Origin of the sequence: Streptomyces sp. UNOB3_S3 (genome assembly GCF_020740895.1) — a bacterium.
Taxonomy (GTDB): Bacteria; Actinomycetota; Actinomycetes; order Streptomycetales; family Streptomycetaceae; genus Streptomyces.
In genome coordinates, this window is record NZ_JAILXP010000051.1 from 20,079 (window position 1) to 27,468 (window position 7,390).

The 7,390-nt window shown below is 73.2% G+C and carries 7 protein-coding genes; 2 read left to right on the plus strand and 5 right to left on the minus strand.

The window, feature by feature from the left end; genetic code table 11:
• Positions 1 to 107: 107 nt before the first annotated feature.
• The 4 genes from K6I33_RS08440 to K6I33_RS08450 all read right to left on the minus strand — a co-directional run bounded on the left by K6I33_RS08440 (position 108) and on the right by K6I33_RS08450 (position 4,028).
• Positions 108 to 1,805: a nitrite/sulfite reductase gene (locus K6I33_RS08440; protein WP_229349420.1), complete on the minus strand. Its 1,698-nt coding sequence runs from the start codon at positions 1,803 to 1,805 to the stop codon at positions 108 to 110.
• A 130-nt stretch (positions 1,806 to 1,935) separates the two neighbouring features.
• Entirely contained in the window at positions 1,936 to 2,019 is an 84-nt protein-coding gene (locus K6I33_RS36560) for a putative leader peptide (protein ID WP_332836347.1), read from the minus strand.
• A 128-nt stretch (positions 2,020 to 2,147) separates the two neighbouring features.
• The gene (locus K6I33_RS08445) at positions 2,148 to 2,744 is read right to left on the minus strand and encodes a GNAT family N-acetyltransferase (RefSeq protein WP_229349422.1); all 597 of its coding nucleotides are present in this window, start codon (positions 2,742 to 2,744) and stop codon (positions 2,148 to 2,150) included.
• Positions 2,745 to 2,768: 24 nt separating this feature from the next.
• The gene (locus tag K6I33_RS08450; RefSeq protein ID WP_229349424.1) at positions 2,769 to 4,028 is read right to left on the minus strand and encodes a helix-turn-helix domain-containing protein; all 1,260 of its coding nucleotides are present in this window, start codon (positions 4,026 to 4,028) and stop codon (positions 2,769 to 2,771) included.
• 234 nt (positions 4,029 to 4,262) lie between these two features.
• Between K6I33_RS08450 and K6I33_RS08455 the strand changes: the two genes are divergently transcribed.
• Positions 4,263 to 5,444 (plus strand): YihY/virulence factor BrkB family protein, encoded by a 1,182-nt coding sequence (locus tag K6I33_RS08455; protein WP_374283826.1) that lies wholly within the window; start codon positions 4,263 to 4,265, stop codon positions 5,442 to 5,444.
• A 175-nt stretch (positions 5,445 to 5,619) separates the two neighbouring features.
• Positions 5,620 to 6,717: a ribosome small subunit-dependent GTPase A gene (gene rsgA / locus K6I33_RS08460; RefSeq protein WP_229349428.1), complete on the plus strand. Its 1,098-nt coding sequence runs from the start codon at positions 5,620 to 5,622 to the stop codon at positions 6,715 to 6,717.
• Between the two features lie 85 nt (positions 6,718 to 6,802).
• On the opposite strand, the gene K6I33_RS08465 is transcribed toward rsgA, so the two are convergent.
• Positions 6,803 to 7,390: GntR family transcriptional regulator (locus tag K6I33_RS08465; RefSeq protein WP_229349430.1), on the minus strand; the 588-nt coding region annotated here is incomplete at its 5' end.

Below are 7,390 nucleotides of genomic sequence, written 5' to 3' on the forward strand. Positions count from 1 at the left end.
GTTCTCCCCCAGAGCTGACGCCTGGGAGGTACCCCCATCTCCGCCCACGCGGCGCAGAGGTGCGGCCATCGTGGTCGTCTGCGGCCCGGCGGCCGCGTGCGCGTCGCTCACGAAAGCGCCTCCTCGTCGGCCCGGGTCACCCACTGGGCGAACCGTTCCCCCTCGGTTCTCTCCGCCTGGAAGCGCCGCAGGACGCGCTCCACGTAGTCCGGGAGCTCCGCCGAAGTGACCTTCAGGCCGCGGACCTTGCGGCCGAACCCGGCCTCCAGGCCCAGCGCCCCGCCCAGGTGGACCTGGAATCCCTCGACCTGCTCGCCCCGCTCGTCGGTGACCAGCTGGCCCTTGAGACCGATGTCCGCGACCTGGATACGGGCGCAGGCGTTGGGGCAGCCGTTGATGTTGATGGTGACGGGCTCGTCGAACTCCGGGAGCCGGCGCTCCAGTTCGTCGATGAGCGAGGCGCCGCGCGCCTTGGTCTCCACGATCGCGAGCTTGCAGAACTCGATGCCCGTGCAGGCCATCGTGCCCCGCCGGAAGGGCGAGGGCGCGACCCGCAGGTCCAGCGCCTCCAGGCCCGCCACCAGCGAGGACACCTGCTCCTCCGGCACGTCCAGCACGATCATCTTCTGCTCGGCCGTGGTGCGGACCCGGCCCGAGCCGTGCTGCTCGGCCAGCTCCGCGATCTTGGTGAGCGTGGTGCCGTCGACCCGGCCGACGCGCGGGGCGAAGCCGACGTAGAAACGGCCGTCCTTCTGCCGGTGCGCGCCGACGTGGTCCCGCCAGCGGTGGACGGGCTGCTCGGGGGCCGGGCCGTCGACGAGCCGGCGGCCGAGGTACTCGTCCTCCAGCACCTGGCGAAACCGTTCGGCACCCCAGTCGGCGACGAGGAACTTCAGCCGGGCGCGGTTGCGCAGCCGCCGGTAGCCGTAGTCGCGGAAGACGCCGATGACGGCGCCGTAGACGTCCGCCACCTCCTCCAGCGGCACCCAGGCGCCGAGCCGGACCCCGATCCTGGGGTTGGTGGACAGCCCGCCGCCCACCCACAGGTCGAAGCCCGGGCCGTGCTCGGGGTGGTGGACGCCGACGAACGCCACGTCGTTGATCTCGTGGGCGACGTCCAGCAGCGGGGAGCCGGAGACGGCCGACTTGAACTTCCGGGGCAGGTTGGAGAAGTCGGGGTTGCCGATGAAACGGCGGTGGATCTCCTCGATGGCCGGGGTGCCGTCGAGGATCTCGTCCTCGGCGATGCCGGCCACGGGCGAGCCCAGGATCACCCGTGGCGTGTCCCCGCAGGCCTCCGTGGTGGACAGGCCGACGGCCTCCAGCCGCCGCCAGATCTCGGGCACGTCCTCGATGCGGATCCAGTGGTACTGGATGTTCTGCCGGTCGGTGATGTCGGCGGTGCCCCGGGCGAACTCCTGGGAGACCTCGCCGATGACGCGCAGCTGCGCGGTGGTCAGCCGGCCGCCGTCGACGCGCACCCGCAGCATGAAGAACTCGTCGTCCAGCTCCTCCGGGGCCAGCACCGCCGTGCGGCCGCCGTCGATACCGGGCTTGCGCTGGGTGTAGAGGCCCCACCAGCGCATCCGGCCGCGCAGATCGCTGGGGTCGATGGAGTCGAAACCGGTCCTGGAGTAGATCGTCTCAATGCGTGTCCGCACATTGAGACCGTCGTCGTCCTTCTTGAACTGCTCGTTGGCGTTCAGCGGGGTGAAGTGACCGACGGCCCACTGGCCTTCGCCTCGGTGGCGGCCGGACTTGCGCCGCGCCGAGGCGGCGGGGGAGCGGGAAGGGGTGTCAGCCATGGGGAATTGTCCTTAAAGTCCGCATGCGTCACCGACAGGGTCGCCGGACAGGGCATACGAAAGGGAGGCAAGGGCCATCTCGCCGGCGCGACGGCGCCGACGGAGGGGAGGAACGGTGGTGCTGTGACTGTCAGCCCGCCGGACAGATGGCGCTGGACACGCGGCCGAGGTCGACGTGACGCCGACTCACCAAGGCGATTCCAGCTCGGGACATGACGGCAGCGTGGCACGGCAGTCTTCGGCCAGTCCACTATTGTCCGAATAGCAAGATGGACCATTCCGGGATGTGGAATGGTCCATTGATGCGCGAGCCGCCGCCCGCGCCCGCCCCGCCGGGTGCGGCTACGCCGCCTCCTCCGGGTGAGCACCAGGCCAGGGGCCCGGAGCTGGCACCTCCGGCTCTTCCGTCACCTCGGTGCCGAACACCCGGAAGCCGCGCCGCTCGTAATTGTCCAGCGCGTGCGGTCCGTCCAGGCTGCACGTGTGCAGCCACACCCGCTTCGTGGGCTCCCGCTCCGGCCACCGCGCGGCCAGGTCCCAGGCCCGCGCGGTCCCGACGCTCAGCAGGTGCCCGCCGATCCGCCGCCCCCGGAACCGCGGGATCAGCCCGAAGTACACGATCTCGACGGCCCCCTCCGGCTGGGGGTCCAGCTCCACGTACCCGGCCGGCGTGCCGTGCTCGTACGCCACCCAGGTCTCCGTCCCCGGCCGCTCCAGGAAAGCCGCCCACCGGTCGTACGACCAGCTCAGCCGGTCCGTCCAGGTGATGTCCCCACCCACCGCGGTGTACAGGAAACGGCTGAACTCCGGGCAGGGCACGGCCGCCCGTTCGATCCGGATGCCGGACGAGGCGTCCGGAACGCGAGCCGGCACGAGATCGGCCGGCGAGGTCTGCTCCATCGACCAGGTGGTCACGGTCGTCGTCGTGCTCTCGCTCATGGCCGAAACCTCATCACACCCCTGTCAGCGCTCCACGGGCAGCCCCCGGCGCACCGCCAGCACCAGCGGCGCCGTCGAGGCGGGCAGCAGGTCCTCGGGGACCTCCGGCTCCAGCAGATGCACCTCCAGCCCGTCGGCGAAGCGGTACGGGCGGTGGCTGAGCACCCCCGCCAGGGTGCGCCGCAGCCGGGAGAGCTCCGCCCGCACCGTCACCGTGCGCGAGGCGTCGCCGAAGAGGTCCGCCGCCAGCTGGGCGGCCGTCCGCCCCGCCCGGTGCCGGGCCAGCACGTACAGCAGCTCGGCGTGGCGCGGGCTGAGGTCGTGCGACCACTGGCCCGCCGCCCCGGCGACGCTCACCGTCCAGGTGCGCGGCTGGCGCAGGTCCAGCACCAGCCGCCCGGGCGGCGCCTCCTCGCCCGCGCCCCGGTCCAGCCGCACCAGCCAGCCGTCCGGCAGCGGCTCGAGCGTGCACGGCCCCAGGGACGGCAGCCACACCCGCCCCGGGGCCGCCTCCCGGGGCAGCACCACCCGGCTCACCGGCGCCATCCCCGTCACGGCCGCCGCCCAGCCGTCGCGGTCCACGGCCAGCGCCCGGCCGCCCAGCCGGGCCAGCATCGGCGCCGCGACCGTACGCAGCCGGTCCACCGACTCCCAGTGCCGGGCGCGCAGCTCCGCCTCGGACACCTTGGCCACGGCCGTCACCAGGGCCAGCGTCGTCGGATTGAAGGCGGGCACGGGCCCCGACACGTTCAGCACACCCAGCAGCCGCCCGTCGCGCGGGTCGTGCAGCGGCGCCGCCGCGCACGTCCAGGCGTGGTGCGTCCGCACGAAGTGCTCGGCCGAGTGGACCTGCACCGGCCGGCGCTCCACCAGCGCCAGCCCGATGCCATTGGTGCCCACCCGCTCCTCGGTCCAGGACGCGCCCACCTCGAAGCCCAGCCGGTCCGCGCTCCGGCGCACCCCAAGGCCGCCCTCCCGCCACAGCACCCGGCCCTCGGCGTCCGAGACCACGATCAGGTGCCGCACGGCGTCCACCGCCTCGCGCAGCCCCTCCCGCACCTGCGGCAGCAGCCCGCCCAGCGGGGAGGTCCGGCGCAGGTGCTCCACCTCCTCCACCGAGAGGAGGGCGACGGACCCGCCGGTGTCGGGGTCGAGGCCATGGCGGCGCACACGGTGCCACGACTCGCCGATCACCGGACGCGGTCGCACGGGGGACTCCGCGCCGGCGAGGGCGGCCTCCCGGATGGCGGGCAGCAGTCCCGCGTCGATCGGTATGCGCTTCACGCTGCAATGGTGCCGCCGGGAGCCGCTCCACGCCGGGTCATCCGCGATATTGCAACGCCTTGCAACCATTGCGAACGCACCCGGTCCGGGCGGACAGTGAAGGGGAGCGGCCGGAGGGTGGTGCCGAGTCGGCGCAGCATCACCCTCCGCGGCCTCCCACCTGCAACGGTTCCGTCCGGCCCGCTGCCTGGCCGCGGGGTGAACCGACCCGCCCGCGGCGGATACGGTTAGGTCGTGCAGGCAGCAAAAGAACATTCGGGCCGGGAGGTCGGCCGGCTCCGCAGGGCAAGGGCCCTGTACCGAAATGTCTCCAAACGCAGGATGGCGTGGCTGCTCCTGAAGGACACCGTCAACTCCTGCATGGAGTACCGGGTCACGGGACTGGCCGCCGAAGCCGCCTTCTTCACCCTGCTGTCGCTGCCCCCGCTGCTCCTCGCCCTCCTCGGGCTGCTGCGCTACCTGGACGACTGGACGGGCACCCGCACCATCCTCGGCATCCAGGAGAGCATCCTCACCGTGTCCTCCGCCGTCCTGTCGGACAAGGGCACCAAGGAGATCGCCGAGCCGCTGGTCCGGGACGTCCTCAAGCTCGGCAGCCCGGACATCATCTCCGTCGGCTTCGCCATCGCCCTGTGGTCCGGCTCCCGGGCCGTGAACGTCTTCGTCGACACCATCACGATCATGTACGGGCTGGAGGGCAAGCGCGGCATCGTGCGGACCCGGCTGCTGGCCTTCCTCCTCTATGTCGTCGCCCTCGTCATCGGGGCGGTGGCACTGCCGCTGATGGTGGCCGGGCCGGAGGCGGTGGTGAACGTCGTGCCCTGGAGCGCGGACGTCGTCCGCTTCCTCTACTGGCCCGTCGTCACCCTCCTGTCCATCGCCTTCCTCACCACGCTCTACCACGTGTCCGTGCCCGTGCGATCGCCCTGGGCGGAGGACATTCCGGGCGCCTTCGTCGCCCTCACCATGTGGGTCCTCGGCAGCCTCCTGCTGCGCGTCTACCTCACCCACAACGTCGAGGGCGTCACCATCTACAGCTCCCTCGCCGCGCCCGTCGCCGTGCTCCTGTGGATCGGCGTCTCGGCCTTCGCGGTGCTCGTCGGCGCCGCCGTGAACGCCGCGATCGACCGGGTCTGGCCCTCCGTCACCACCGCCGCCGCCCGCGCCGAGGTCGACCGGCAGCGCGAGGCCGCCGCCGCCCGCGCGGCCGCCGAGCGGGCCGCGCGCGCCCTGGTCCACGAGATCGACGACGACCCCTGGGAGCCCGAGGAGGGCGTCATCGGCCAGGACCGGGAACCCCCCTCGGAATTCCCCGAGCGCTGGGCCCAGTTCCTGCCCCCCGAGGACGTCCGCTCAAGGCTCCATAAACCGGATCACCAGCCCAAGCACGCCAAACCGAATAACAAGCACGAATAGCACCACTGGCGGGCCGCGAGAAAACCACTCGCGGCCCGTCGGCGTTCGCGCCTACGATCGTTGGCGTCCGGACAAATCCGCTCCACAGGAGGTGAGCACGCGATGACTGTCGTCGCCACGGGCCGTGCCCGCGCTCAGAAGACCATCCACACCTCCCTCCTGAAGGACCACAGTCTTGTCCGAGCTCAACGCTCCGCACCCCCTCTCCGCCTACGGCTGGGACTCGGGGTTCGCTGACAGCTTCACGCCCCACGCCGCCGAGGGGCTCGTCCCCGGGCGGATCGTCCGCGTCGACCGCGGCCGCTGCGACCTCGTCGTCGCCGACGGCGGGACGGGTGTACGCCATGTCATGGCCGACACCTCGCTCGTCACCACCGGCGACCCGCTGAACATCATGTGCACCGGCGACTGGGCCGCCGTCGACCTCGCCGGAGGGTATGTACGGGCCCTGCTGCCGCGCCGTACGGCCTTCGTCCGTTCCACGTCCTCCAAGCGGTCCGAGGGCCAGATCCTCGCCGCCAACGTCGACCACGCCGTCGTCGCCGTCTCGCTCGCCGTCGAGCTCGACCTGGGCCGGATCGAGCGGTTCCTGACGCTGGCCTGGGAGAGCGGTGCCACTCCGCTCGTCGTCCTCACCAAGGCCGACCTCGTCCCCGACCCCGCCACCCTGGCCCACCTCGTCGCGGACGCGCAGACGGCGGCGCCGGGCGTGACGGTGCTGGCCGTCAGCGCCGAAACGGGGGAGGGCGTCGACGCCCTCGCGGCCGAGCTGTCGGGCGGCGCGTCCGTCCTCCTCGGCCAGTCCGGCGCCGGCAAGTCCACGCTGGCCAACGCCCTCGTCGGCGGCGAGGTCCAGACCGTCCGGGCGACCCGCGACCGCGACGGCAAGGGCCGCCACACCACGACCACGCGCAACCTGCTGCCGCTGCCCGGCGGTGGCGTCCTCATCGACACCCCCGGGCTGCGGGGAGTGGGCCTGTGGGACGCGGAGGACGGCGTCGGCCGCACCTTCCCCGAGATCGAGGCCCTCGCCGAGGACTGCCGCTTCCACGACTGCGGCCATACGACGGAACCGGGCTGCGCGGTCCTCGCGGCGCTCCAGGACGGCACCCTCCCGGCCCGCCGCCTCGACAGCTACCGCAAGCTCCTCCGCGAGAACGAGTGGATCGCCTCGCGCACCGACGCCCGCCTGCGGTCGGAGATCCGCCGCGACTGGAAGCGGAAGCAGGCGGAGGGGAGGGCGTCGATGGCGCGGAAGAGGGGGGTCAGCTGACGCCGGGGGAGGACCCCCGGGGCGTTTGCGCCCCCCAGGCCCCCGGAGGGGCTTCTCCCCCGCCGGGGGCCTGGGGCGGCAGCCCCTACGCGGGGCCCGCGCAGTGGCGGGTCGCCAGTGCCTCCACCGCCGTGAGGTCCCGCGCCTCCAGTGCGTCCAGCAGCCGCAGGTGCTCCGCCGCGTGCGCCGCGAGACCGCCGGCCGGCACCCCGGGACACTGGGCCCGCCGGTGCAGCTCCTCCGCCACGATCACCAGCTGCCGGTTGCCCGACAGCTCCAGCAGCGCCCGGTGGAAGGCCCGGTCGGCCTCCGCGTAGGCCGCGCGGTCGCCCTCGGCGGCCACGGCGGCCGCGCGCTCGGCCAGCGGCCGCAGCTCGCGCCAGCGGGCCGCCGGCGCCGTGCGGGCGACCCGCAGCAGGGCGGGCACCTCCAGCAGGGCGCGGACCTCCGCGAGCTCCTCGTGGTCGCGCTCGGTGCGGCTGGTGACGCGGAAGCCCCGGTTGGGGACGACCTCGACCGCGCCCTCCAGCGCCAGCTGCTGCATGGCCTCCCGCACGGGAGTCGCGCTCACCCCGAACCGCTCGCCGAGCGCGGGCCCGGAGTAGACCTCTCCGGGCACGAGCTCACCGGCGACGAGCGCCTTGCGCAGGGCGTCGAGCACCTGCCCCCGGAC